The organism is Roseibium sp. SCP14, assembly GCF_040329475.1.
Taxonomy (GTDB): Bacteria; Pseudomonadota; Alphaproteobacteria; order Rhizobiales; family Stappiaceae; genus Roseibium.
The window spans coordinates 17,469-42,187 of the sequence record NZ_JBDZYH010000006.1; the positions used below are offsets into that span (position 1 = coordinate 17,469).

A 24,719-nucleotide genomic window follows, 5' to 3' on the forward strand; every position below is an offset into this window, starting at 1 on the left:
GCAAAGTGTCCGTCCAACCCGACCTGTTCGACCGTTCATTATTCCGCATCCGCCGTCATCGCGCCTTGAAGGCGGCAAAGCCCGGAGCTGACTTTCTGCTCAGGGCCGTTGCTGTCGATCTGGAAGAGCGCCTGCTGCTGATCAATCGAACTTTCGGGACTGCCGTCGATCTCGGTGGACATACTGGTCTGGTCACGCAAGCGATTGTGAATGCAGGTAAGGCCGGACGAGTGCTCCGGGCAGATCTGCAGGTTGCAGACCCCAATCTGCCACTTCCTGATCTTGTTTGCGACGATGCCTTGCTGCCGCTCGGTGATCAGTCCGTTGATCTCATCGTTTCGGCGCTGACGCTCCAGTTTGTCAATGATTTGCCTGGCACTTTGATCCAGATCCGCCGCGCACTTGCTCCCGACGGGTTCTTCCTGGCGACGCTGCCGGGGGCTGGTACGCTTACCGAATTGCGCGACAGTCTCACCAGGGCCGAACTGGAGATCAGGGGCGGTGCGGCTGCCCGGGTGCTGCCATTTGCCGATACACGCGATCTTGGCAGCCTGTTGCAGCGCGCCGGTTTTGCGCTTCCAGTAACAGACCTGGATACGATTACCGTGAGATACGACACCATGTTCGCGCTTCTGAACGATTTGCGTGCCATGGGGGCAACCTCGATCTTGAAAGACCGAAGCAGAACGCCGATTTCGCGACGGGTGCTGTTTCGCGCGGCTGAGCTATATGCAGAAAATCATTCCGACCCGGATGGCCGGATCAGAGCGACATTCGCTCTCGTGACGTTGTCAGGTTGGGCACCGCATGAAAGTCAGCAAAAACCGCTCCGCCCCGGCTCGGCAAAGGCCAGCCTCGCGGAAGCTCTTGGTGCAAAAGAACAGAAGCTTTGATCTGTTTGATCAGCCCGAACGTGACAGAACAGAATGACGGATTCGGCCTAAGCAGACTCATCCACGGATTGCAGGATACTGACGATACGACCAAAAATATCGTCGCGCATCGTCTCACCGATCGACCCGAGTCCCGCTATCAAAACGGTACCAAGGATCGCCACGATAAGGGAAAGTTCTATGGTCGTGGCGCCCCGCTCGTCCTTGATGAGCAAGGTGAGAGTGCGCTTGATTGATTTGTAGCTTTTCGACACCGTCACCAACTCAATCACTCCCCGATCGCCGGCACCTCGAATTCCGAGCGAATCAAACTGCCTCCATGAGATGTGGAATGAGAGGCTCGTCAGCCGCTGGCATCGGGTAATCCCTCAACCTGACGGCCCTGACCCATTTCAGAGCCTGGTTTTCCTGACCCGTCGGCACACCATTCCATCTACGGCAGATGAAAAGTGGCATGAGCAGATGAAAATCTTCATAAGAGTGACTGGCAAATGTTAAAGGCGCCAGACACGCTTCGTTAACCTCGATTCCGAGTTCTTCCTGCAATTCGCGGATCAAGGTTTCTTCCGGTCGTTCACCGATTTCGACCTTTCCTCCCGGAAACTCCCACAGTCCTGCCATCGATTTTCCTTCCGGTCGCTGTGCCAAAAGGATACGCCCGTCGGCATCGACAAGTGCGCATGCCGCAACGAGAACAATCTTGGTCATGTATGTGTCCAATTCAAAGACGCCTGCAGACAGTTCATTAAGCAAACAGGATCGAATTCCGTCCGAAATTCACTGACGCTAGCTACGGTAGTCACCGTTGATGGCAACATATTCCTTGGTGAGATCGCACGTCCAAACCGTTGCAGTGCCGTTCCCCAGACCAAGATCGACACGAAGAACGATATCTTCCTGCTGCATGACCGCGGAGGCAGCCTCTTCACTGTAATCAGGGTCCCGTTCACCTTCGACGGCGACCCGGATATCTCCAAACCAGATGGCCAGCCGATCGCGATCCGCAGGCTCCCCAGCCTTGCCGACAGCCATCACCACCCGGCCCCAGTTGGCGTCTTCTCCTGCCACCGCGGTTTTCACAAGCGGTGAGTTGGCGATCGAAAGCGCGATCTTCTTGGCGGATGGATCGCTTTCGGCACCTTCAACTCGCACTTCAACGAATTTCCGCGCGCCTTCACCGTCACGGACGATCTGATGTGCCAGATCGAGCATGACGTCTCCAAGCGCAGCCCGCAGAACGGATACGCGCGGATCGTCAAGCGTCGCCACCGGCGCAACACCTTTTTGCGCCGCGGTTCCGGTCGCGAAGAGAAGCACCGTATCCGATGTTGAGGTATCGCTATCAACGGTCACGGCATTGAAACTGCCGCCTGTTTCTCCACTCAGCAGATCCTGAAGGACATCCGGTGCGATGGCGGCATCGGTGAAGACAAAGGAAAGCATGGTCGCCATATCAGGAGCGATCATCCCTGCCCCTTTGGCGATACCGTTAATCGTTACTGTTTCGCCGTCGAGCTCGATCGTGCTTGTCGCCACTTTCGGATAGGTGTCGGTTGTCATGATCGCCTTGGCTGCATCCAGCCAGTTAGCACCGTCTTGCCTGGTTTTCAGCTCTTCAATGACATTGGCGAAGTTTTCCGCCGGCAGCGGTTCGCCGATCACGCCGGTGGAAGCAAGATAAATTTCATCTTTCGGGCATTCCAGCGAATTGGCAACGATATCGGCGGACAGCTCTACCGCGGCCCTGCCCTTCTTGCCGGTAAAGGCATTTGCATTTCCGGAGTTCACGAGGAGCGCGCGCGCCTTGCCACCCGACAGAATGTCCTTGCACCAGTCTACCGGTGCCGAGGAACATTTTGATTGCGTGAAGACACCCGCAGCGGATGTGCCTTCGCAAACAGTTACCAACAGCACATCGGTTCGGCCTGCGTACTTGATACCGGCCTCTGCAGTGGCGAACTGAACGCCTTCGATTTCCGGCATATCCGGATAGGATTTTGGCGCAAGGGGGGAAACGGTCGTCGACATCGGTACTGGTCCGGAGTTTTATTGAAACAGGTGTCCCTAGCCCCAAGGACACAATAAGCGCAAGCTTTTTCAAGTGGGGAATTCTGGCCGGGACAGAGCCCGGCTATCATGTTTTATACCATGGGGCTTCATCTTCAACGTTCACAGCAGCCTTCACGGAAGCAATCGGAAGTTCAGATGACACATACCTCTTCCGAACTGGAGATTTACAAGCGCCAGGGATATGGCGGCAAAAGCGGCTTCGGCCGCAAGTCCGCGGTGATTGTTGTCGACTTTGTCAACGGCTTTATGGATCCGGAACAATTCGGCGGTGGCAATATCGGCGAGGCAGTCGAGAACACCGCCAGATTGCTGCCCGCAGCCCGCAGAGCGAATGTTCCGCTTGCCTATAGCCGGGTCGTCTATGCGGACGACGGAGCGGACAAAGGCGTGTTCTGTCTGAAGTCACCCCATCTGGCCAGGCTCACAGAAAACGCACATGCAAGCCAGATCGTGGATGCGCTTTCGCCCGAACCTGGCGATTATGTGGTTCGCAAAACCCAGCCTTCGGCGTTTTTTGGAACCAATCATTGGTCGCGGCGTCGATACCGTGATCGTTACAGGTTGCACCACATCGGGCTGCGTAAGGGCGACAGTCGTTGATTCAATGAGCTACAATTTCAAAACCATCGTCGCCACAGACTGTGTTGGCGACCGGGCGATGGAACCACACCGGGCCAATTTGTTCGACATGGAACAGAAATATGCCGATCTCCTGCCCCTCGCTGAGATCATCCCTTTGCTCGCCAGGTGATCTTTTTCGCAAGCGTTTTGCAATCGACCGTGCTTCAGGTCGTCTGTCTTGCGATCACCAGACGGTGCGACCAGCAATATGGCCCTGGCCCCGTATCATCGGCAGGGCCCGTCAACGTTGACGCCGAAGACCGAAAACGCCGTCTTGCTACTGGAATTGCCAACCTCCTACTCTGGACTGTGGGCGCTTTCGTCTGCGATCAGGATCCAGCGACCGGTTTATACGAAAAACCCGACAGCTTGCGGCTGCCGGGTCAATCGATTTCAGGAGCAAGAAATCCTATTCGGTCTTCTCGCCCTCTGCCGTCTCCCCGTCTGCTGGAGCGGCCGCCAGAGCTTCATCGAGAATCTCGACCGCGATGGCATCCTTGAGTTCAGCCATTTTGGCTTCATAGCGATCCCGGATCAGCTGCTGACGCAAATTGCCTGCAACGGCTTCCAGTGCCGGCTTTTCCTGAGTTCGCTTGTCTTCAAGCTTGATGATATGCCAGCCGAACTGCGTTTCAACCGGCTCCTTAGTGTAGGACCCGGGTTCAAGTGCGAACACGGCTTCCTCGAACGGCTTCACCATCTGGCCCTTGCCGAAGTAACCGAGATTGCCACCGTTCGGGCCGGATGGACCCGTTGATTTTTCCCTCGCCAGCTCGGCGAAATCCGCACCTTCATCGAGCTCCTTGATCAAGGCTTCGGCTTCTGCCTTGTCCTTCACCAGAATGTGACGGGCACTGATTTCTTCCGGGCCTTCAAAATCGGCAAATTGCTTGTCATAGGCCGCCTGAAGGTCTTCCTCGGAGATCGCACCATCGATCTTCTGGGCGAGATAGGCATTTCTCAGCGCCTGAAGCTCCAGGAATTCCAACTGCTTTTTGAAATCCGGGTCCTGGTCAATGCCTTCATCACGTGCCGCCTGAGCCAGAAGCTCCATGTCGACAACCACATCAAGCAAGATCTGGCGCCATTGTGCCGGCGGGAAACGCTGCAATTCCTGTCCGAGGTCATTGGCGGCAAAAGCAATATCGGCTTCCGTGATCTCCGCATTGCCGACCTTGGCAACCACATCTCCGGGTTCGGCAGCTGTAAGCGAAGCAGATCCGAGCGTCATGGCCAGGAAAGAAACGGCAAGCGCCTGGGCCGGCCTGCGCATCGAAATTCGGAACATGAGAAGTCCTTTACGTATAGGAACAGTAATTTATTTGCCCCCATTTACGAGGGCGGGGCTACTTTGCCTATTCCAGCGACGTTGACAAGCATTCAGCCCCCTCTTATCTGTCGGGCGTCCCTGCTTGTGGGCTGGGATGACATCTTTTCGGCCGCATTACCGGCCAGCGCGTTGCGCTTGGCGGCAACGTGGACAGCAATTGAGACGATTTCATGGGCGGGCGCCAGATTGCCAGTTGGCGCTGCCTGGTAGGGAAGGACCGCCACATGGCTGGCCTTGGCGCATTAGCACGTAAGATATTCGGGTCGGCGAACGACCGGAAGGTAAAGGCATTTCGGGCAAAGGTTGACGAGATCAACGCCCTGGAAGCAGAAACGCAGGCGCTGTCTGATGAGGCATTGCGCGGCCGGACGGATGAATTCCGCGAAAAACTCAAGAATGGCGCAAGCGTCGACGACATCCTCGCCCCCGCATTTGCGACGGTCCGCGAGGCAGCCCGCCGCGCCCTGGGGCAGCGGCACTACGATGTTCAGCTTATTGGCGGAATGGTCCTGCATTCCGGCCAGATCGCCGAGATGCGTACGGGTGAAGGTAAGACGCTGGTGGCAACTGCCCCGGTTTACCTGAACGCTCTTGCCGGCAACGGCGTCCACGTGGTCACGGTGAACGACTATCTTGCCCAACGCGACAGCGAGTGGATGGGCCAGGTCTACAAGTTTCTGGGCCTGACCGTCGGCTGCATCACGCATGGTCTTTCCGACGAGGAACGCCGTGAAGCCTATGCAGCCGATGTGACCTACGGCACCAACAACGAGTTCGGTTTCGACTACCTGCGCGACAACATGAAGCATGACCGTGAGTCGATGGTTCAGCGCAGTCATTCCTTCGCAATCGTGGATGAGGTCGATTCGATCCTGATCGATGAGGCAAGAACGCCCCTGATCATTTCCGGCCCGCTTGAAGACCGCTCCGAGTTCTACAACACGGTTGACGCCTTCATTCCACAACTGACTGAAGAAGACTACGAGCTTGACGAGAAAGCCCGTTCGGCCACATTCACCGAAGCAGGCAACGAACGGCTTGAAGGGCTCTTGAGTGAAGCGGAACTCCTGAAGGGCGACTCACTCTACGATGTGGAGAACGTCTCCATCGTTCACCATCTCCAGCAGGCGCTGAAAGCACACAAACTGTTCCAGCGCGACAAGGACTACATCGTCCGCAACGACGAAGTGGTGATCATCGACGAATTCACCGGGCGCATGATGCCGGGCCGGCGCTTCTCCGAAGGGCTGCACCAGGCACTTGAGGCGCGCGAAAAGGTCCGTATTCAGCCTGAAAACCAGACGCTCGCGTCGATCACGTTCCAGAACTACTTCCGCATGTACGGCAAGCTCGCCGGAATGACCGGCACCGCTTCCACGGAAGCAGATGAATTTGCCGACATCTACAAGCTCGAAGTCGTCGAAATTCCGACCAACCTGCCTGTCAGCCGTCTCGACGACGATGACGAGGTTTACAGAACGGTTCAGGAAAAGTTCAACGCAATCGTCAAACTGATCGATGACTGCAAGGAGCGCGGCCAGCCAATTCTGGTCGGCACCACGTCTATCGAGAAGTCCGAACTCCTGGCCGAACTTCTGAAGAAACAGCACGGCTACAAGCAGATCGATCTCAGCAATCCGGCAGCTTTCGCCGCCGCGCAGAAAAAAGACGACGGCAAGTCCAAGGTATTCGCGGTTCTGAACGCCCGTTACCACGAGCAGGAAGCCTTCATCGTTGCCCAGGCGGGCCTGCCTGGCGCCGTGACCATCGCAACCAACATGGCCGGCCGCGGTACGGACATTCAGCTTGGCGGCAACGCCGACATGCAGATCGCCATGGAACTCGGAGAATTGCCGGAAGGTGAAGAGCGGTCCGCGCGTGAGACCCAGATCCGCTCCGAAGTTGAAGAGTTGAAGAAGAAGGCTCTTGAAGCCGGCGGTCTTTACGTGATTGGCACTGAACGCCACGAAAGCCGGCGCATCGACAACCAGCTGCGCGGCCGTTCCGGCCGTCAGGGTGACCCGGGTCATTCCAAGTTCTTCCTGTCCCTGCAGGACGACCTGATGCGCATCTTCGGCTCCGAGCGCATGGATTCCATGCTGCAGAAACTCGGCCTTGAAGAAGGCGAAGCCATCATTCATCCCTGGATCAACAAGGCACTGGAAAAGGCGCAGCAGAAAGTCGAGGCCCGTAACTTCGACATTCGTAAGAACCTGCTCAAGTTCGATAACGTGATGAACGACCAGCGGAAGGTCGTCTTCGAGCAGCGCATCGAGCTCATGGACAGCGATGCCATCCAGGATGCTGTCACCGACATGCGCCACGATGTGGTTGATGACCTGGTCGCAAATCACATTCCCGAACGGGCCTATCCCGAACAATGGGATACGGAAGGTTTGCAGGAAGAGGTTCGCAAGTACCTGAACCTTGATTTGCCGGTCAAGGAATGGGCGGACGAGGAAGGCATCGCAGAAGAGGAAGTCAAGGACCGCTTGCGCCGTTCCGCAGATGAAGCCATGGCGCAGAAAGTCGCCAAATATTCACCGGACATCATGCGTCAGGTGGAAAAGGCCGTCCTGCTTCAGACCCTGGACAATCTGTGGCGCGAACACCTGTCGAACCTGGATCACTTGCGGTCTGTCGTTGCCTTCCGCGGCTATGCCCAGCGCGACCCGTTGCAGGAATACAAGACTGAAGCCTTCACCCTGTTCGAATCCATGCTGGCTCAGCTGCGTCAGATGACGACGGCACAGCTTCTGCGCGTCGAGCTCGTCACCGAGCAGCCGCCGCAGATGCCGGAAGAGCCGGAAATGCACGCCCATCACATCAACCCTCTGACGGGTGAAGACGAGATGGCGCTTGCAGATGCCCAGCAAACCGCAGCGGTTGAACGGGACCCGGAAAATCCGGAAACCTGGGGCAAGGTCGGCCGCAACGAAGCTTGCCCATGCGGATCCGGCAAGAAATTCAAGCACTGCCACGGGGCACTCGTCTAAACAAGACGAGACAAAATCGAGAGAAAACAGGCCGGCCCGAAGCATGGGCTGGCCTTTTTCGTGAAATTCCGGCAGTTTGCGCCAGCTTCAATCTTCAAGAGCACTCCATGCCAACAAGCGCCGCTTCGAAAATTTACGTCTCCAGACGGGAAAGCACCCGTCCGGAAGCTCCAATGCTCAGCGTCATTGTGCCGGTCTTCAACGAAGAAGACGTTATTCTCCACTTCCTGGAAGCGACCCGGCCTGTTCTGGATCAGACAGGCCTGTACTACGAGTACGTTTTTATCGACGACGGCAGCCGGGACAAGACCGCTGATATTCTGTCCCGGCAGTTGCAGGACGGCCTGCCCGGAAGATTGCTGGCGCTTTCACGGAATTTCGGCAAGGAGGCTGCGCTATCCGCAGGACTGGAAGCGGCAAAGGGCGACATCGCGGTCATTATCGATGCAGACCTGCAGGATCCCCCGGAGCTCATTCTGCAGATGCTGGATGGCTGGCGCGCCGGATACGATGTGGTTTACGGACTAAGGGTCGACCGGTCTTCCGATACGCTGATGAAGCGTTCGACGGCGGGCATGTTCTATCGCCTGTTCAACCGGCTCGCCAATATCGACATGCCGGCCAACGCAGGCGACTTCCGCCTGATTGACCGCGTCGTTATCGATGCGCTGTTGCGTCTGCCGGAGAGAAACCGGTTCATGAAGGGGCTGTTCGCCTGGGTCGGTTTTCCCGCCATGGCGCTTCCCTATGAGCGCCCTCCGCGCAAGGCAGGCACCGGCAAGTTCAATTACTGGAAGCTCTGGAACTTTGCCCTCGACGGTCTGACAGGCTTCACGACATTGCCGCTTCGTGTCTGGTTCTATGGCGGAGTACTGGTCTCCCTCGGAGCATTTGCCTATGCGCTCTACCTGATCTTGCGCGTCTTCGTGTCCGGCATCGATGTACCCGGTTATGCCTCTCTGATGGTCGCGCTGCTGTTCTTTTCCGGTGTTCAGCTGCTATCGATCGGTATGGTCGGCGAATACATTGCCCGCCTGTTCAACGAGGCAAAACAGCGACCCGTCTACATTCTTCAAGATGTCATCGAAGGCAGCCCGGCCGAAAACTGCACCCGGGCTGACAAGGCCTCAAATGGCAGCTGAGGCAACGCGGCAAAAGCTGAAGACGGAAACCGCGGCGGCCGGCAAGTTCGCAATTATCGGTGTGATTGCAACCCTGACTCACGCCGGTGTTGCCTCCTTCCTTCTGGAATCAGGGGCGCTAACAGCCTTTCCGGCAAATATCTGCGGGTTTCTGGTTGCCTTCAGCGTGTCCTTCAGTGGCCACTACTATTGGAGTTTTTCACACCTGCGCCGCAGCGGAACAGCTTTGAAGAGCATGAAGCGCTTTCTCGTCATTGCTGTGTCCGGTTTCCTGCTCAATTCGTCGGTGCTTGCCTTGTGGCTGCAATTCCTCCCCTGGCCTGACCTGTTCGGGCTCTGGTTCTCCATCGCAATCGTTCCTGCTTTTACATTCCTGGGATCCCGGCTCTGGGCCTTCTCCCACCGTCATGCAGAAACCTGAAGACCATGCTGCGGACAGGAAGAAAAACTGAAATGAGTCTCCGTGACATGACAGCATCCCGCGCCGCGCTAACCTATGCAGGGCTCCTTTGCCTGCTTTATGCGCTGATCCCAACGCTGACCTTCCCCAATCCGCCATTGGACGTGGTCGAGGGATTTGCCTGGGGACGAGAACTTCAACTCGGCTATACCAAACACCCGCCCATGCAGGCTTGGCTCCTTGAGGCGGCCTATCAGCTGACGGGCGGTCGCACTTTCGGGGCTTACTGGCTGAGTGCGCTTTGTGCCGCGCTCGGATATCTGTTCATCTGGAAAATCGCCCGGCGTCTGGGGCTCGGAGACTGGCAGGCGTTCTGGGCCATCGTGCTGACCAGCGTTACATTCTATTTCACGCTGCCCATGCCGGAGTTCAATCCGAACATCCTCCAGATCCCTGTCTGGGCGGGCATGATACTGCTGTTCCACAAGGCCCTCGACAAAGGGCGCTGGCTGGACTGGCTTCTGCTCGGCGCTTTGGCAGCCTTTGGACTTTACACCAAGTATTTCGTTCTGCTGCTGATCGGCACCATTGGCCTATACGCACTGGTCTTTGCCGATGCGCGCAGACACGTACTGACCATTGGACCATGGCTTTGCACCCTGATTTGTGTCGTACTTCTGCTGCCGCATTTCCAGTGGCTCCTGGAAACGGAATTCCTGACACTGCAATATGCCGCCAGCCGCAGCAAACCGGCGACTTCGTTCATCGCCCACATCTTCAATCCGGTGAATTTCCTGGCGGCGCAAATCGGCAATCACGCGGGACTGTTTCTTGTCGTCCTTGCCGGGCTCGGTTGGACGGGTTTGAAGTCCTTCAAGGACAGGAAGCGTCAATCCGATCTGCATCCTGAACCGTCAAGCGATCGCTTTCTGCTCTGGTTTGCCTTTGTTCCGTTGACCGTCGTTCTCCTGGCTTCTGCTGTGACCGGCAACGAGTTCGAACACATGTGGGGCACCCCGATGTTCGTCCTTTCGGGCGTTCTCGCCGTCCGTTTCCTCGCCCTTCCCGGTCTCTGGCGGTTCCCGCGCCGGGCTCTTGCCGCGGCTCTCACCATTCAGACCATTTTCCTGGCGATCATTTTCGGCCAGGCCGTTCTGGAGCCTTACTGGAAAAACAAGCAAACGCGCATCCACTATCCCGGTCCCGCTGTAGCGCAGGACCTGGCAAGTCACTGGAAAGACAGGATGGGAACTGAGCTCGCTTATGTCGCAGGTGACATGTGGTCCGCCGCCAATGTCACGCTTCACGCCCCCTCGCGACCATCGATGTTCTATCTTCACGATCAGCTCCTGAGCCCGTGGATCGACCTTGAAGACGTCCAGACAAAAGGCTTGATGATCGTCTGGCGAGGCGAGCGGGATGCACCGTTACCCGAGATTTTGCAGCACTATCCGGATGCGGTTCGTGAAGGATCCAAATCATTCCCGTACCAGACTTGGGGCGACATGCCGGATGCCACCGTCAATTGGCTTATCATTCCACCCGGTAAAATATCCGAAGGACCTGAAAAATAGGGACCGCTTGTGCACAGCTGTCTGGAAACCGCAGCAAAAGCTCACTAACTTGACGCCATGATCAGCATGGCGGAAATCGACGACATTGAGGATTGGCTCATCGGCCAGGCACTGGGTTCACCGAACCTTGCATCAATGTTCGCTGAGATGTGTGAACGGCTGCGCCTGTGCAGCGTTCCCGTCGACCGGGCCATGTTGACCTGGTCCACACTGCATCCGTTGATTGAAGCCGAATACGCTTACTGGGAGAACGGCAGTACGGTTCACCACGAACGCATTGCGCATGCTCAGGAAGAATCCGAGGAATGGCTGAACAGTCCGGTCCGGGCAGTCCTGCTCAATCGCGAACCCATGCTGCGCAGGCGCCTGACCAACGCAAATGCACCCTACGATTATCCGTTGCTGTCAGAGCTGTCGGAGAACGGATACACGGACTACATGGTGCTGCCCACCGAGTTTGAACTCCCGGCAATCAAGGGGGAATATCCCAATACCGGGATCATCGTAAGTTGGGCAACCCGGGAAGAAAACGGTTTTTCCGATGATGCCCTGACCGCAATCCGCTACATACAGAAGCGATTGGCGCTGGCCGCACGGGCCACAATCGAAGGTCAGATAACCAGAACGATCGCCGAGACGTATCTGGGAAAGATTGCCGGCGGCAAGGTCCTGAACGGGCAGATCCGCCACGGTGACGGCGAGACGATTGATGCGGTGATCTATTTCAGCGACATGCGTCATTCCACTGCCATTGCGGAGGCTCTTGGACCAGACGATTACCTGACATGGCTGAACGCTTATTTTGAGGCCACTGCAGGCGCCGTCCTGGCAAATGGCGGAGAAGTCCTGGATTTTATCGGCGACGCTGTCCTGGGTGTCTTTCCGACCGCTCAGCAAGACCTTGCAAGCGCGGTCACCAAGGCGATTGCCGCCACGGATGACACGCGAATGCGGCTTCAGACGATCAACGCGGGCTCGTCGCACAAGCATCCATTGAAGGCAGGCATAGCCCTGTCCATCGGCTCGGTCATGTTCGGCAATATCGGCGTGTCCGATCGGCTGACATTTTCGGTCATAGGACAAAGTGTCCACGCCGCAGCCCGGATCGAAAGTTTGACCAAGACAGCCGGTTCGGATGTGCTTATGACAGATGACGTTGCAAAGCTTGCCGGTAACAGATCCCGCCCTGTCGGCGAATATGAACTGGGAGGCTTTACCGGCAGAAAATCCCTGTTTGCCTTGGAGTAACACCGCAATAGCCGGAACCCCGCCCCTTCAGACCCGTTCTTCTCATTCTCGAACTACAACCCCACTGGAAAAGCATGAACGACCTTCGCCCGATCACCCGCCCGCACCTGCCCTATCGGGAACAGGAAGCCAAAACCCCGGACGAAGGAGCCCCGATCATACTTCTGCACGGTTTCGGAGGAGACCGCCAAACCTGGCTGAACATCCAGACAGCTCTGGCACCTTCAAAACGCTCCCTGGCATTCGATCTGCCCGGTCATGGAGAGGCCCTCGACTGGCCGAGGATCGGAAACGCCGGTGTCGCGGCCAAAGCGGTTTCTCAATCGCTTGAAGCCCTGGAACTGACCAAATTCCATCTTGTCGGACACTCGATGGGAGGGGCCGTCGCATCCCTGGTAGCCCTACGAAACCCGGATGCAGTGAAAAGTCTCACGTTGCTGTCGCCAGGCGGCTTCGGTCCTGAAATCAATCATCGCCTGCTGCGCCGCTATGCGACTGCCACAGATGCCAGAGAAATGGAAATCCTGCTGGAGCAGTTTTTCGGCTGGGAGTTCAGATTGCCGAAATTCCTGGCAAAGACCGCCGCAGAAAGCCGTTCGCGTCCGGGGGCAGCGGCAACGCTGGAAGCAATCGCGGAAGAAATAATCGACGGATCGGTACAAAAGACACTTCCGCGCAATGAGCTGGCCGACCTGCCGATGCCCATCAAAGTGATCTGGGGTACGCAGGATCGCGTCTTGCCGACGCGGCAGGCACACAAACTGCCGGGTGTCGTCGCGACGCATATTTTCGAGCGCGTCGGCCACATGCCGCATCTGGAAATTCCGAAGGAAGTCACGAGACTGATCTTGCAGAACACCAAAACGGCCTGACATTCCTGCGATTTTAAACGATTCGGCGATCACAATGACTTTCGTGATCGCCGACAAGATCGTCTTTACTCCTAAGCGTCAGGCAGCAAACCTTCGCGCCAAGTCTCGCCGATCACCCGGCGGGCCATCATGTGCGAGCGTGGAGAATTGATGCTGTCGACCGCGATCAACCGGCCCGCATTCAGGTAAGCGACATAAAACTTGTTGTCGTCAGGCGCCCCGACAATCACGGTGTCGTCATACCCTTCCGACAGACCTGCGATCTGAAGCTTGATGTCATACTGATCCGACCAGAACCAGGGAAGCGGATCATAATCGACATCCTGTCCAAGGATAGCCTGCGCGGCAGCCTTGGCCTGGTCGATCGCGTTCTGAACACTTTCCATGCGCACGGAGCGCTGGTAGCGATTGGAATAAAAGCGCGTGCAATCGCCAACCGCATAGATATCCGGATCGCTTGTCTGACCTGAACCGTCGACAAGAATTCCGTTATCGACCTCAAGGCCCGCTTCTTCGGCAAGATGATCGTTCGGCTCCGCGCCAACGGCAACCAGAACCAGCTCCGCCGGAACGATTTCGCCGTTGTTCAGCTTGACGCCGCTAACCGTTTCATCTCCAACAATGGCGTCAATGCCGGTATTGAGCCGCAAATCGATGCCCTGATCGCGGTGCAGCTTTGTGAAATAATCCGAAACGGCCTCGCTCACCACCCGCTTCATCGGGCGGTCCTGAGCCTCGATTACGCTGACCGACTTGCCCAGAGCCTTCGCAACGGCGGCAACTTCAAGACCGATGTAACCTGCTCCGATAATGGCAACCCGCTGGCTTGACTTCATCCGCTCGCGGATATCGTCGACATCCGCAATCGAACGCAGGGTCACAACGCCCTTCTTGTCCGCTCCGTCGAGTTTCAGCCGGCGGGCGTCAGTCCCTGTTGCCAGCACCAACTTGCCATAGGACAGTGTATCTCCGTTTTCCAGTTGCAATCGCTTGGCGCCGCGATCTATCGCGACAACCCGAGCACCCGGGATGTGGTCGATGTTGTTCGTCTCGAAAAACGCCGGAGGCCGAAGCCAGAGCCCTTCTGCATCGACCTCGCCCGCAAGGAATTTCTTGGAAAGCGGCGGCCGCTGATAAGGGGGATGCGGCTCATCACCAATCAAACGCAGCGGGCCTTCAAATCCCCCCTGCCGCAGAGATTGCGCGACCTGTGCACCGGCCTGTCCGGCACCGACGATGACGACTTCTTCCTGCATTCCGTTTCGCCTTCTTCACGCTCGGTCCTGAAACTTTGTGCCTTGGCGTAGCACGAAGATTGACCGCCCGCCAGACGGACGAAACGCCGCGAAGAAAACTTCACGGCGTTTGAAACAGAATTCATGTATCAGGCGCTGCGAACACCTTGAAGGAAGTCGGCGACTTCCTGACGGATCAGTGACCCTTGCTCGCCAAGCGACTCTGCAAGTTGCTCCACTTCGGCACCACTTGTCCGCGCCAGTTCCGCAGCTGAACCGACTGCCGACATGCTGGAGACACCTTCTTCCGAGCGTTGGGACGCATTGGAGACGTTTTCAGAAATGGCCTGAACCGCCTCATCCTGCTGTTGAACCGCGGCTGCAACAGCCGACGCCAGACCTTCCATGTCGGAAATGATTTTGTTGACGTCCTCGATTGCCTGAACCGCCTGTCCGGAAGATCCCTGGATCGCTTCGATCTGAACGGCAATGTCCTCGGTAGCCTTGGACGTCTGATCGGCCAGTTGCTTGACCTCGGCGGCAACAACGGCGAACCCCTTGCCGGCTTCGCCGGCGCGGGCTGCCTCGATGGTCGCGTTCAATGCAAGCAGATTGGTCTGATTGGCAATGTCCCGGATCAATCCCATGACCTCACCGATGCGGTCGGCCGCGCTCGAAAGCTCCTGCATGGTCGCGACCGTGGACGAAGCGCTTTGAACCGCTTGCTGAGCAACTTCGGTTGACTTGTTGGCCTGGCTTGCAATCTCGGAAATAGAGGCGGCAAGTTCTTCGGCCGAATGAGCCGCAGAGGTCACGTTTTCCGCCGCGTTACGGACTGCGCCGGCAGCTTCATCGGACTGACCTGCAACATCGTCAGCAGCCTTTTCCATGGATTGTGACGTCTGTTTCAGCTCATCATTCGCCCGATCCAGGCTGTTGAGCGCCGACGAAACGGTTCCTTCGAAGCGACCAATCAGATTGTCCAGCCGCGCGACACGCTCTTCCCGCTGGCGATTTTCGTCATTTTGCGCGGCAGCGAGTTCTGCACGTTCGACAGCGTTGTCGCGGAAGACCTGGACCGTGCGGCTCATCGAAGCAAGCTCTGTGTTGCCGGAAACGTCAGGAAGGTCGAGATCGGTTTGCCCGCTGGCAAGCGTCTCCATGGCCGTCTGCAAATGACCCAACGGACGCGCGATAGACTGACCGATCAGCCAGGCAATGGCCGGCAGCAGGACCAGCAGACCAATGATGGTTCCGCCGATGGCGAAAGCCGCAATGGACCTGGCCATTCCCAATTGGGCCGCAGCTTCTTTCTGGATATTCGCGGCGGCTGCGCTCAGCGACGCAATATGCGGAGGTACAAGCTCAAACAGGGATTCAAGCAAAGCGACATTGTCGACCTTCTCCGACGAAGCAACGACATATTCATCAAACGTCGTCTTGTAGACCGCCATGTTGTCGGCAAGTTCTTTCTTGATCGCGTCGGAGATATAGACCTTCTTCAGCAGCTTTTCGAACGCTGCAAATTGGGTTTCGAACGCTTCCACGGCGTCCGGCGTGTTGTTCATCGTGAATTCTTTTTCCGCCAGCTGAACAGCGAGAATGGCGCGGGCAAGTTTCTCGAAATCCGGACCACCGCCGAACTTCATCTCTTCCTGCAGCCGGTGTTTCACGGCACCGGTCTTTTCGTTGAGAACCGCAAGATATCCCTGAGTGGCATCGTAACCGATCTTCTGCTGGACGCTGTCGAGCATCTCGAACGCGCCCTGCGTCCCTTCCAGCGTGTCCTTCACGTCGGCAATTTCGGCTTGATAGGCCGCCGCCGAGGAGTTGGCAGCGATTGTTGCGAGAATTTCGTTCGCTTCCCCGAGATTTTCGCCAAAGGTGTTGAAGCTCTCTGAAGAAGGCGCGCTCAGGTAACGCTTCTCAACGGCTCGCAATGTTGCGGCAGTCTCGGACAGGCTTGCGACTTTCTCCGCAAGCATCGAACTGTCTCCCATCCGGGCGAAAGCGGAGTTCAACTCGCTCTGGCTCCAGAAGAAGACCCCACCGATTGCCAGCAAGCCGACAATCGTGAACATGCTCAACGCGAGAACTCTTACCTTGACTGACAATTTCGACAAGATCTGAAAAGGTGATTGCGATCCGAAGGCCACCGGCGTATGTCCCCTATAGCTCCAACACCGGATTCAGAGTTGGCCAAAAATGCCAATTTACGGTTAACGAGCGTATAAAATGCCAAACCAAGCTGTCTGCAGTCCTGCAGAAGCATGCTTTCCCATTGAGGCCGCAGTTGAATTTTCTCACCAAAGCCGCGCCGATTATTTTCGTCTTGTTGTGGTCAACCGGCTTTGTCGGTTCCAAACTGGGGGCGCCATACATCGAGCCCTGGGCATTTTTGACAATACGATTCATCGCGGTTTTGCCGATCCTGTTCGTGCTGGCTTTGCTGCTGACCAAAAAGTGGCCGACGTCACCCGGTGCGATCCTGCACTGTGTCGTGATCGGCATGCTGGTGCACGGCGTTTACCTCGGTGGTGTCTTCTGGGCGATCAAGCAAGGCATGCCGGCGGGTGCATCGTCCATCATCGTCGGACTGCAACCGGTCCTCACGGCCTTCATGGCCGTTCTGCTGCTGAAGGAATCGGTATCCGGCAAGCATTGGCTCAGTATGGCCATCGGAGCAACCGGGCTCGTTCTGGTGCTTGGACCGAAATTCGACCTGAGCGGAACAGGCATCACACCCGCAACGATCGCGGCAGCTTTCGTTGCAGTCGTCGGCATCAGCTTCGGCACCGTCTACCAGAAACGATTTGCGCAGAACATCGATCTCCTGGCGGCAACCACCTGGCAATATGTCGGAGCGCTGCTGGTGACGGTTCCCTTCAGCCTGTTCGAAACCTGGCAGATCACGTGGTCGGGTGAACTGATCTTCGCAATGGTCTGGCTGGTCTTTGGGCTTTCGGTCGGAGCGATCCTGCTCTTGATGCTTCTGATCCGCGAGGGCGCGGTTTCCCAGGTGGCGAGCCTGTTTTACCTGGTGCCGGTGGCAACGGCTGTCGAGAGCTATTTCCTCTTTGAAGAAACACTCTCGTACGTCCAGATTGGCGGAATGGTTCTGGTCATCAGCGCTGTCCTGACAATCCGCGGATCCACCGGCAAGCCCCGTAGCCGACGCCTTCAGGCCTGAATGGCGGGCGATGGGTCGCGCTTGTTCTTCTGACGCTCCCAATAGCGGCGCTGACGGGATATCGCGGCATTCAGCTCGCCTCCAAGGATGAACACCAGGGCGCAGATATAGAGAAAGATCAGGGCGGTCATGATCCCTGCCAGACCGCCATAGGTGGACACGTAGTTGGCGAAACTTGCCAGATAGGCACCAAATGCACTGCCCGCAATGATCCACATGATCAGCGTTGCAAGCACACCCGGCCACAGATCCTGAAACGACCGCCGGCCGGCCGGTAGCAGCCAATGGGTGATGAACAGCCCGATCACCAGCAGCGAACCGGCAAGTGTGTACCGCGCAACGTTGATGGAAAGCAGAAAAGGTTCGACCTTCGGCACGTAGGACTTCAGGGTTTCTATCGCCAGAGGCGCAAGGACCACCAGAAACGTATATGTCAGCAGGATGGCCGCCCCGAGCAGGACCAGCCCGAGCGACTGCATGCGAAGAAAGATGATCGACCGGGGTTCCTGCTGCCGGTAGGCGCGGTTGAGCGCGGTGCGAAGGGCCTCCACGCCATTTGAGGAAAACCACAGCGCGGCAACGGCACCGAATGTCAGAAGGTCCCCACGGCGCACCGTCAGCACGTTGTGAATTTCGCGCACCACCGGAGCGGCAACGCTTTCCGGCCAGGCATCGAAAAGCAGATCGGATGCCGTATCGGCCGCATCGTTAAATCCGAAAAACCCGGCAAGCGACGCGATGAAGATCAGCAGCGGGAAAATTGCCAGCAACCCGGACAGCGCCACATGGCTGGCCATTGCAAATCCGTCATCCCGGGTGAAGTGTCCGATGGCGTCTTTCAGGACGGCATATGTGACCACAAATGTCTGGCGCAAGCTCATAGACAGATGTGGCCTTTGCAGCTTGTTCCCGTCAAGTGGTGACTTCTGAAAACTGCCTCCTCCAAAAGGTGAAGAAATTCCCGCTCGACAAATGGCGGTGTGCGACGCAACATAGCTTCAACAACAAGCGCGTTTGCGCAACAAATGAATACGGAGATCGCCTATGTCCACTGCAGCTATGACGGCAGCAAATAAGCCGGATAGCCTTACCGATCGAACGGAAGGAGCCGTTGCAACGCTTGACCGCCTGCTTGATCTTGCAGCGCAGCGAGTGCGCGCGCTCGTGACGGACGACGGCCGGATCTCCTCCCGCCGCATGGAAGAAGAGCAACGGGCAACTCATGGCCTTGCCTGGCTGGCAACCTACGTCGAATCACTTCGACAGCTCGATGCCTATGCCCGCCGGCTTGCCGGTGAAGGACGCTATGGGCCCCTGGAAGACAAGATTGTCCAGCTTGGATTCGCAGAGTATCTCGCGCAGATTTTCGGCGGCATTCCCATGAACCAGGGCGAAATTGTCCGTCTGTCCGATCTCGGCATTTCCGGTGAAGAAGCCGGTTCGTTTCGCACCGCGGAGATCGAAGCTCTGATTGAAAGCGGCAATTCCGCCGACATCCGCAGCGAAATCACCCGCCTCATCCGTGATCAGGCCGGACATTCCACTTTCGGCGATCCGGGTCTCGATGAGACGATGGAGCAAATCCGCAATGAGATGCGCCGTTTCGCAGAAGACACCGTCGTGCCCAACGCCCACGAATGGCATCTCAAGAACGAGTACATTCCGCTTGATGTCATCAACCAGATGTCCGAGCTCGGCGTCTTCGGTCTCACCATCCCTGAAGACTATGGCGGTCTCGGCCTCGGCAAGGAGGCCATGTGTGTGGTGTCGGAGGAACTGTCACGCGCCTATATCGGCGTCGGCTCCCTTGGCACGCGTTCCGAGATCGCAGCCGAGCTGATCCTGTGCGGCGGCACGGACGAGCAAAAAGAACATTGGCTGCCGAAGATTGCTTCCGGCGAAATCCTGCCGACCGCGGTCTTCACGGAGCCCAACACCGGTTCCGACCTGGCGTCGCTGAGAACACGTGCGGTCAAGGACGGTGACACCTGGAAAGTCTCAGGCAGCAAAACCTGGATCACCCATCCGGTACGCGCAGATATCATGACCCTGCTCGCCCGAACCAATCCGGACGAGCCAGGTTACAAGGGCCTTTCCATGTTCATCGCCGAAAAGCCGCGCGGCACGGACGAGGATCCTTTCCCGGCTGAAGGCATGAGTGGCGGCGAGATCGAGGTGATCGGTTATCGCGGCATGAAGGAATATGAAATCGCCTTTGATGGGTTTGAGGTAAAGGCCGACAATCTTCTGGGCCAGGTTGAGGGCGAAGGCTTCAAGCAGCTGATGCAAACCTTTGAAGGTGCCCGCATCCAGACAGCCGCCCGCGCACTTGGTGTCGCTCAATCGGCTCTGGATCTCGGCTTGCGCTACGCGGAGGAACGCATCCAGTTCGGCAAGTCGCTGGTCAATTTCCCGCGCGTTTCCGACAAGTTGGCCATGATGACCGCCGAGCTGATGATCGCCCGGCAGCTCACCTACTTCTCTTCCTGGCAGAAGGATTCCGGCAAACGCTGCGATCTCGAAGCCGGAATGGCGAAGCTGCTCGGCGCACGTGTCGCCTGGGCCGCTGCCGATAACGCCCTACAGATCCATGGCGGCAACGGCTTTGCGCAGGAATACGCAATCTCACGGGTTCTGTGCGACGCCCGCATCCTCAACATCTTTGAAGGTGCGGCCGAGATCCAGGCACAGGTTATTGCCCGCCGCCTTCTGGAAACACGCGGAAACGCCTGAGGCTCAGAGGGCGGCATTGCCGCCCTCCTTTTAATAGAACTCGAAAGTTGATCAGACTCTTCCGGATCACTCGACCGTAATCGTGATCTTATCGGACATGACCGGCGGATTGTGCGGAATATGGGTCCAGTCTCCCAGCACAAGCTGTAATTCATGTGTTCCGGGCGGCAGGTCGATCGTGGTTTCCGTCTGGCCGCCACCAAAATGGATGTGCTGGTCATCTGCGGGGATCGGTTCGTTCAATTCCTCGCCCTCTATCGCCTCATTGATGATGAGATGATGATGGCCGGTGTTTTCCTGTTCAGTCCCCGAAGGGGCGACACCCATGCCCTTGAGACCAAATTGAATGGTGACCGGGCTGCTGACCGTGTCCCCGTCCTTTATGTTGATAAAATAGAGTTCTGCCCCCTCAGGCGCCGGTGTTTCCCCTGCAATGGCAACAGACGCGAAGCCAGTCAGTGCAAGCGCGCACATTGTAATCTTGCCGAATTTCATGATTTTCTCCCTGACAATGACATGTCGCAACACTTCCAAAATCGTAACTTTAAAGAAACTAGAGCCGAAAGCAGGAAGACAAGTCTTGAGAGCACTCGTGGCCCAAAATTCCGGCAAAGTTGAAGACTTGTGAGGCAAAGCCTATCTTTAAGGGATGCAGCAGGTGGGAAGGCTTTCATGAACACGACTTTCGAAGATCTCGGATTTGATCCTGAAATCCTCGGCCCGGAGGAAGAGCAAAAGCAGTCGATCAGGCAGAAACTGCTTGCGACAGCGCGCAAGGCAGCCAGGCAAATTCCGTTCATGGAAGATGTTGTCGCCGGTTACTTCTGCGCGCTTGATCCGGCAACGCCGACCAAGGTACGTGCAACCCTGTTTGCCGCGCTTGCCTATTTCGTCCTGCCACTCGACACCATTCCCGATTTTCTGATTGGCGTTGGCTTCGGTGACGATGCCACGGTTCTCATGGCTGCGATTGCCATGATCCGCAGCCATATGCGGGAAGATCATTATCAGGCTGCGCGGGATGCTCTCAAGGACGGTAACCTCGACTGACGCCGCTTCTCCGGATCAGTCAGCTCCGGAAAGATCCGGCTTCGAGTTGCCCAGCCACGCCCCCGAGGTGCGGCCGGCAACCAGCCAATAGACGAAGCCGGCGAGAAATCCTGCTGCGAGCGCGACGGAACTGCCGGGCCGAATGCCCTCCACTTCAGCTGCCGATCCCAAGGTCCAGAGCAGGAATGCGACCCCGCCGCCTGCTGCAACATGAAAAATCACCCCGCGCAGCCGCGCGAGTTCCGCGACCGTGATCAGAACGGCAGCGGGAACAAGGGCTGCGCCCCCGACCACGCTTGCGCCGACAAGTCCCGTTCCGACCATTGTGGCGAAAGCGACCGGATCTTCGCCGGGATGTGCTGCCTGGAAAAAGCCCCAGGCAAGAAACAGGCCGGATGCTATGAGCGCGAAAATGAACCCGCAAACGATCTTCAGGAGCTGAACCAGAAACTTTCCACCGTCCAATTTCCATCCTTCCCTGAAAAAGACACACCTGATCCCTACTTGACTCTTTGCCCGTCAAAATACAACAGGCACATTTGCAAGCTGTGCATCGGATGGAAGGTTCAACAAGCCGCCGGCGTCACAGACAAGCAAAAACACAACCGGATCACGCCAGAAGCGCTGTTTTCGGTTGACTTTTGGCCGAATTCGCAGGAGCTTAAGGCATGGCGTTAGGACACGCACAAGCAAACACCTCGGCACAGATGTTCCGAGGGTTTTCGTGCATGGACCGAGCCAAACCTAGCGCCTAGTAGAAACGATAGAGGAGATTGCGACCATTCGCCGTCCGTTCCGCGCCCCGCCTCCTACGAAGGAAGGCCCGCGCACCAACCAAGAAATTCGCGTTCGCGAAGTCCAGTTGATTGATCACGAAGGCGCCAACCGAGGCGTCGTGCCGACCGAAGAAGCGATGGGTATCGCATTGGATGCAGGTCTGGATCTTGTAGAAATCCAGCCGAACGCCAATCCGCCAGTCTGCAAGATCCTGGACTATGGCCGGTATAAGTATCAGGCCCAGAAGAAAGCTGCAGAAGCTCGCAAGAAACAGAAGACCGTCGAGATCAAGGAGATCAAGATGCGTCCGAACATCGACACCCATGATTATGAGGTGAAGATGCGAAACATGCTGCGTTTCTTCAATGACGGTGACAAGGTGAAGGTCACGCTCCGCTTCCGCGGCCGTGAAATGGCACACCAGGATCTCGGCATGAAACTCCTGAACAAAGTTCGTGAGGAAACTGCTGAAATCGCCAAGGTCGAATCCGCTCCGAAGCTGGAAGGCCGCCAGATGGTGATGGTCCTGGCACCGCTGAAATAAGCGTTTCCACCTCAGGACTTATGAAATTCGAAACCCCGCTTCGGCGGGGTTTCTTTTTGCTTGGTGCCGATATCGAATTCAGGTGACGGCAACCAACCCACTCCGGTGCTTCGTCTAAACTTGCTCAGACCTTCAGTCCGCAGTTTTCAAATGCATTGCGAACGGCAAGTTTTTCAGTATCGGTCAGTTCAAGCATCGGCGCGCGAACCCGGCCACCAACCTGACCCAGCAGTTCCAGCCAGAATTTTCCGAAGGCCTGCGGCTTATCGGCAGGACGCGCGGCTTTCATGGCCTCTCGGACGGGATTCAGGCTGTCTCGTACCTTGCGCGCTTCGTCAAAACGTCCGGCAAAGGCAAGCCTTGTATATTCATCCATGCGTTTGTCGTTGCGCGTCTGAAGCTGATACGGAGGCGAGGAACACAGGTAGAGTTTCCAACCCAGTTCCTCGATATTGTCCAACCACTCTTCTTCCGACGCGGTTGAGACATGGATCTTGTCTCCGACCATGTGGGTAAGACGGACATACATGTCGCGCGGCACCGAATACTTTATCGCGACAATGTTCGGCAACTCGGCAATCCGGGCGCATTCTTCCGGCTTCATCAGATAACCGGAATCGGGATGGCTCCACATCGCGATGCCGATATCGACCTTGTCGCAGATCGCCTTGTAATACTGGTAAAGCACCTCGCCGCGATCCTGCACGAAACTCAGAACCGGCGCGTGAACGACCACGTAGTCGGCACCGCAATCCTGCGCATGCTGCGCCAGTTCCAGAACGGTGTTCAGGTTCTGGTCGGAGACGGACATGATCGTTCCGGCCTTGCCATCGCACTCGTCAACGGCAATTTCGAAGTTGCGCTTGCGCTCTTCCAGGGACATGGAAAAGAATTCGCCCTGCTTGCCTGCGATGAACAGTCCCTGGATATCCAGGTCATCAATCCAGTGGCGAATGTTCGACCTCAGACCCGCTTCGTCCAACGACAGGTCCTGGTTGAACGGATTCAGAGCCGCGGCCCATATTCCGCGCATGTTTGCTCTGGCATAGTCTTTTGCATCTAGTCTTGAATATTTCATCGGCCGAAGTCCCAAGTCCGCAACACCCAAATACGGGCAAGTCTTTGCCGGATAGGACCAAAAAGGTGTTTCAAAACCAAATTCAAAGAACGCAAGCCGGTATAACAAGAATGGATATCAAGTGGACGTTTTTTGCAGTTAGATTTTGCCCAAAATCGAGGTCCTGATGAAATTCGCCCTGATCGGCAACGGCGCCATCGCTCAATATGTCAAATCCAATCTGCTCGCCCGGGGACACACGGTAGAAGCCCTGCTTCTGCGTGCAGACAGCGCAGCATCGGAGCATCGACCAGGTGCCGAGAAACCGAGTGTCCTTTATCACGTTGCCGATCTGCCGGACAACGTGGAGCACGTGATCGACTGTGCCGGACATGCGGGGCTGCGCGACTACGGCCCGGACATTCTCGTTACCGGGCGAAGTCTGACAACTGTCTCTATCGGCGCCCTCGCAGACGATGATCTGTATTCTGCGCTGACGAATGCCGCCACGAAGGGCGAGAGCAAGCTCCATCTTGCCAGTGGCGCCATTGGCGCTTTGGATTGCCTGCGGGCGGCGCGAGTCGGTCAACTGACCTCGGTCCGTTATACCGGCCGCAAGCCGCCGGCGGGATGGCTTGGCTCGCCGGCCGTAACGAAACTCGATCTTCAAGCCTTGAAGGGTGCACCACAAACTCACTTCCAGGGCTCCGCCCGTCAGGCCGCGATCGAATATCCGAAAAACGCCAATGTTGCGGCAGCTGTCGCACTTGCCGGGATCGGCTTCGACAAAACCGCCGTGGAACTGATTGCAGATCCTGGCATCACGTCGAACATTCACGACATTCAGGCCGAAGGAGAGTTTGGAACCTTTGAATTCAGGATTTCGGGCAAGGCACTGGCCGACAATCCAAGAAGCTCGGCTCTTGCCGCAATGAGCGTAATCAGCTCTATAGAACAACAGACAGGTACAATCGTTTTTTAGGAACC

Annotated in this window: 22 protein-coding genes and 1 pseudogene; 13 read left to right on the forward strand and 10 right to left on the reverse strand. The window is 56.9% G+C overall.

Annotated features, from left to right (window positions below; all coding sequences use genetic code 11):
* Positions 1-5: 5 nt before the first annotated feature.
* On the forward strand, positions 6-893 hold the full coding sequence (locus tag ABLQ08_RS22915) for a methyltransferase domain-containing protein (protein WP_352946914.1): 888 nt from the start codon (positions 6-8) through the stop codon (positions 891-893).
* A gap of 47 nt (positions 894-940) precedes the next feature.
* Here ABLQ08_RS22915 and ABLQ08_RS22920 read toward each other — a convergent pair whose 3' ends face one another.
* The 3 genes from ABLQ08_RS22920 to argJ all read right to left on the reverse strand — a co-directional run bounded on the left by ABLQ08_RS22920 (position 941) and on the right by argJ (position 2,921).
* Positions 941-1,147, reverse strand: coding sequence for a Flp family type IVb pilin (locus tag ABLQ08_RS22920; RefSeq protein ID WP_352946917.1), 207 nt, complete (start codon positions 1,145-1,147; stop codon positions 941-943).
* Between the two features lie 52 nt (positions 1,148-1,199).
* Positions 1,200-1,601 carry an 8-oxo-dGTP diphosphatase MutT gene (gene mutT, locus ABLQ08_RS22925; RefSeq protein ID WP_352946919.1) on the reverse strand — a complete coding sequence of 134 codons (402 nt, stop codon included), beginning with the start codon at positions 1,599-1,601 and terminating at the stop codon, positions 1,200-1,202.
* A 78-nt stretch (positions 1,602-1,679) separates the two neighbouring features.
* Positions 1,680-2,921: a bifunctional glutamate N-acetyltransferase/amino-acid acetyltransferase ArgJ gene (argJ, locus tag ABLQ08_RS22930; RefSeq protein ID WP_352946922.1), complete on the reverse strand. Its 1,242-nt coding sequence runs from the start codon at positions 2,919-2,921 to the stop codon at positions 1,680-1,682.
* A gap of 288 nt (positions 2,922-3,209) precedes the next feature.
* On the opposite strand from argJ, the pseudogene ABLQ08_RS22935 reads away from it, so the two are divergent.
* Positions 3,210-3,714, forward strand: a pseudogene (locus tag ABLQ08_RS22935) (isochorismatase family protein).
* A gap of 279 nt (positions 3,715-3,993) precedes the next feature.
* Here ABLQ08_RS22935 and ABLQ08_RS22940 read toward each other — a convergent pair.
* Entirely contained in the window at positions 3,994-4,872 is an 879-nt protein-coding gene (locus tag ABLQ08_RS22940) for a peptidylprolyl isomerase (RefSeq protein WP_352946923.1), read from the reverse strand.
* Positions 4,873-5,138: 266 nt separating this feature from the next.
* Between ABLQ08_RS22940 and secA the strand changes: the two genes are divergently transcribed.
* The 6 genes from secA to ABLQ08_RS22970 all read left to right on the forward strand — a co-directional run bounded on the left by secA (position 5,139) and on the right by ABLQ08_RS22970 (position 13,146).
* Positions 5,139-7,910 carry a preprotein translocase subunit SecA gene (secA, locus tag ABLQ08_RS22945; RefSeq protein WP_352946925.1) on the forward strand — a complete coding sequence of 924 codons (2,772 nt, stop codon included), beginning with the start codon at positions 5,139-5,141 and terminating at the stop codon, positions 7,908-7,910.
* 107 nt (positions 7,911-8,017) lie between these two features.
* Complete coding sequence (locus tag ABLQ08_RS22950) at positions 8,018-9,052, forward strand: glycosyltransferase family 2 protein (RefSeq protein WP_352946928.1); 1,035 nt, start codon at positions 8,018-8,020, stop codon at positions 9,050-9,052.
* Positions 9,042-9,473 (forward strand): GtrA family protein, encoded by a 432-nt coding sequence (locus ABLQ08_RS22955; protein ID WP_352946931.1) that lies wholly within the window; start codon positions 9,042-9,044, stop codon positions 9,471-9,473. Before ABLQ08_RS22950 ends, ABLQ08_RS22955 begins: the two co-directional genes overlap by 11 nt.
* A gap of 47 nt (positions 9,474-9,520) precedes the next feature.
* Positions 9,521-11,026 (forward strand): glycosyltransferase family 39 protein, encoded by a 1,506-nt coding sequence (locus ABLQ08_RS22960; protein ID WP_352946932.1) that lies wholly within the window; start codon positions 9,521-9,523, stop codon positions 11,024-11,026.
* Between the two features lie 66 nt (positions 11,027-11,092).
* Positions 11,093-12,274: an adenylate/guanylate cyclase domain-containing protein gene (locus ABLQ08_RS22965; RefSeq protein ID WP_352946934.1), complete on the forward strand. Its 1,182-nt coding sequence runs from the start codon at positions 11,093-11,095 to the stop codon at positions 12,272-12,274.
* A 74-nt stretch (positions 12,275-12,348) separates the two neighbouring features.
* Positions 12,349-13,146: an alpha/beta fold hydrolase gene (locus tag ABLQ08_RS22970; protein ID WP_352946936.1), complete on the forward strand. Its 798-nt coding sequence runs from the start codon at positions 12,349-12,351 to the stop codon at positions 13,144-13,146.
* A gap of 71 nt (positions 13,147-13,217) precedes the next feature.
* On the opposite strand, the gene ABLQ08_RS22975 is transcribed toward ABLQ08_RS22970, so the two are convergent.
* Both ABLQ08_RS22975 and ABLQ08_RS22980 read right to left on the reverse strand, forming a co-directional pair.
* Positions 13,218-14,402 carry an NAD(P)/FAD-dependent oxidoreductase gene (locus ABLQ08_RS22975; RefSeq protein ID WP_352946938.1) on the reverse strand — a complete coding sequence of 395 codons (1,185 nt, stop codon included), beginning with the start codon at positions 14,400-14,402 and terminating at the stop codon, positions 13,218-13,220.
* Between the two features lie 128 nt (positions 14,403-14,530).
* Positions 14,531-16,462, reverse strand: coding sequence for a methyl-accepting chemotaxis protein (locus ABLQ08_RS22980; protein ID WP_352947644.1), 1,932 nt, complete (start codon positions 16,460-16,462; stop codon positions 14,531-14,533).
* A 212-nt stretch (positions 16,463-16,674) separates the two neighbouring features.
* On the opposite strand from ABLQ08_RS22980, the gene ABLQ08_RS22985 reads away from it, so the two are divergent.
* A complete protein-coding gene (locus ABLQ08_RS22985; RefSeq protein ID WP_352946941.1) occupies positions 16,675-17,571 on the forward strand; it encodes a DMT family transporter in 897 nt (298 codons plus the stop codon).
* On the opposite strand, the gene ABLQ08_RS22990 is transcribed toward ABLQ08_RS22985, so the two are convergent.
* Positions 17,562-18,452 (reverse strand): YihY/virulence factor BrkB family protein, encoded by an 891-nt coding sequence (locus ABLQ08_RS22990; protein WP_352946943.1) that lies wholly within the window; start codon positions 18,450-18,452, stop codon positions 17,562-17,564. The two genes, ABLQ08_RS22985 and ABLQ08_RS22990, sit on opposite strands and share 10 nt — an antisense overlap.
* A 163-nt stretch (positions 18,453-18,615) precedes the next feature.
* Here ABLQ08_RS22990 and ABLQ08_RS22995 point away from each other — a divergent pair, with 163 nt between their 5' ends.
* A complete protein-coding gene (locus ABLQ08_RS22995) occupies positions 18,616-20,304 on the forward strand; it encodes an acyl-CoA dehydrogenase family protein (RefSeq protein WP_352946945.1) in 1,689 nt (562 codons plus the stop codon).
* A gap of 66 nt (positions 20,305-20,370) precedes the next feature.
* On the opposite strand, the gene ABLQ08_RS23000 is transcribed toward ABLQ08_RS22995, so the two are convergent.
* Positions 20,371-20,799 carry a DUF4399 domain-containing protein gene (locus ABLQ08_RS23000; RefSeq protein ID WP_352946948.1) on the reverse strand — a complete coding sequence of 143 codons (429 nt, stop codon included), beginning with the start codon at positions 20,797-20,799 and terminating at the stop codon, positions 20,371-20,373.
* Positions 20,800-20,976: 177 nt separating this feature from the next.
* On the opposite strand from ABLQ08_RS23000, the gene ABLQ08_RS23005 reads away from it, so the two are divergent.
* The gene (locus ABLQ08_RS23005) at positions 20,977-21,354 is read left to right on the forward strand and encodes a YkvA family protein (protein ID WP_352946951.1); all 378 of its coding nucleotides are present in this window, start codon (positions 20,977-20,979) and stop codon (positions 21,352-21,354) included.
* Positions 21,355-21,369: 15 nt separating this feature from the next.
* Here ABLQ08_RS23005 and ABLQ08_RS23010 read toward each other — a convergent pair whose 3' ends face one another.
* The gene (locus tag ABLQ08_RS23010) at positions 21,370-21,819 is read right to left on the reverse strand and encodes a translation initiation factor IF-3 (RefSeq protein ID WP_352946953.1); all 450 of its coding nucleotides are present in this window, start codon (positions 21,817-21,819) and stop codon (positions 21,370-21,372) included.
* Between the two features lie 316 nt (positions 21,820-22,135).
* Here ABLQ08_RS23010 and infC point away from each other — a divergent pair, with 316 nt between their 5' ends.
* Positions 22,136-22,675: a translation initiation factor IF-3 gene (gene infC, locus ABLQ08_RS23015; RefSeq protein ID WP_352947647.1), complete on the forward strand. Its 540-nt coding sequence runs from the start codon at positions 22,136-22,138 to the stop codon at positions 22,673-22,675.
* Positions 22,676-22,799: 124 nt separating this feature from the next.
* Here the strand turns inward: infC and ABLQ08_RS23020 are convergent, their stop codons facing one another.
* The gene (locus ABLQ08_RS23020) at positions 22,800-23,753 is read right to left on the reverse strand and encodes a dihydrodipicolinate synthase family protein (RefSeq protein WP_352946955.1); all 954 of its coding nucleotides are present in this window, start codon (positions 23,751-23,753) and stop codon (positions 22,800-22,802) included.
* A gap of 166 nt (positions 23,754-23,919) precedes the next feature.
* Between ABLQ08_RS23020 and ABLQ08_RS23025 the strand changes: the two genes are divergently transcribed.
* Positions 23,920-24,714, forward strand: a complete 795-nt coding sequence (locus ABLQ08_RS23025) for an aspartate dehydrogenase (protein WP_352946958.1) — start codon at positions 23,920-23,922, stop codon at positions 24,712-24,714.
* Positions 24,715-24,719: the final 5 nt, after the last annotated feature.

Coding starts and splice junctions, on each gene's coding strand:
- ABLQ08_RS22965 (WP_352946934.1), top strand. CDS start 11,093: ATGGCGGAAATCGACGACATTGAGGATTGGCTCATCGGCCAGGCACTG.
- ABLQ08_RS22970 (WP_352946936.1), top strand. CDS start 12,349: ATGAACGACCTTCGCCCGATCACCCGCCCGCACCTGCCCTATCGGGAA.
- ABLQ08_RS22940 (WP_352946923.1), bottom strand. CDS start 4,872: ATGTTCCGAATTTCGATGCGCAGGCCGGCCCAGGCGCTTGCCGTTTCT.
- ABLQ08_RS22990 (WP_352946943.1), bottom strand. CDS start 18,452: ATGAGCTTGCGCCAGACATTTGTGGTCACATATGCCGTCCTGAAAGAC.
- secA (WP_352946925.1), top strand. CDS start 5,139: ATGGCTGGCCTTGGCGCATTAGCACGTAAGATATTCGGGTCGGCGAAC.
- mutT (WP_352946919.1), bottom strand. CDS start 1,601: ATGACCAAGATTGTTCTCGTTGCGGCATGCGCACTTGTCGATGCCGAC.
- ABLQ08_RS22960 (WP_352946932.1), top strand. CDS start 9,521: ATGACAGCATCCCGCGCCGCGCTAACCTATGCAGGGCTCCTTTGCCTG.
- ABLQ08_RS23025 (WP_352946958.1), top strand. CDS start 23,920: ATGAAATTCGCCCTGATCGGCAACGGCGCCATCGCTCAATATGTCAAA.
- ABLQ08_RS23005 (WP_352946951.1), top strand. CDS start 20,977: ATGAACACGACTTTCGAAGATCTCGGATTTGATCCTGAAATCCTCGGC.
- ABLQ08_RS22955 (WP_352946931.1), top strand. CDS start 9,042: ATGGCAGCTGAGGCAACGCGGCAAAAGCTGAAGACGGAAACCGCGGCG.
- argJ (WP_352946922.1), bottom strand. CDS start 2,921: ATGTCGACGACCGTTTCCCCCCTTGCGCCAAAATCCTATCCGGATATG.
- ABLQ08_RS22980 (WP_352947644.1), bottom strand. CDS start 16,462: ATGTTCACGATTGTCGGCTTGCTGGCAATCGGTGGGGTCTTCTTCTGG.
- ABLQ08_RS22975 (WP_352946938.1), bottom strand. CDS start 14,402: ATGCAGGAAGAAGTCGTCATCGTCGGTGCCGGACAGGCCGGTGCACAG.
- ABLQ08_RS23000 (WP_352946948.1), bottom strand. CDS start 20,799: ATGAAATTCGGCAAGATTACAATGTGCGCGCTTGCACTGACTGGCTTC.
- ABLQ08_RS23020 (WP_352946955.1), bottom strand. CDS start 23,753: ATGAAATATTCAAGACTAGATGCAAAAGACTATGCCAGAGCAAACATG.
- ABLQ08_RS22950 (WP_352946928.1), top strand. CDS start 8,018: ATGCCAACAAGCGCCGCTTCGAAAATTTACGTCTCCAGACGGGAAAGC.
- ABLQ08_RS22995 (WP_352946945.1), top strand. CDS start 18,616: ATGTCCACTGCAGCTATGACGGCAGCAAATAAGCCGGATAGCCTTACC.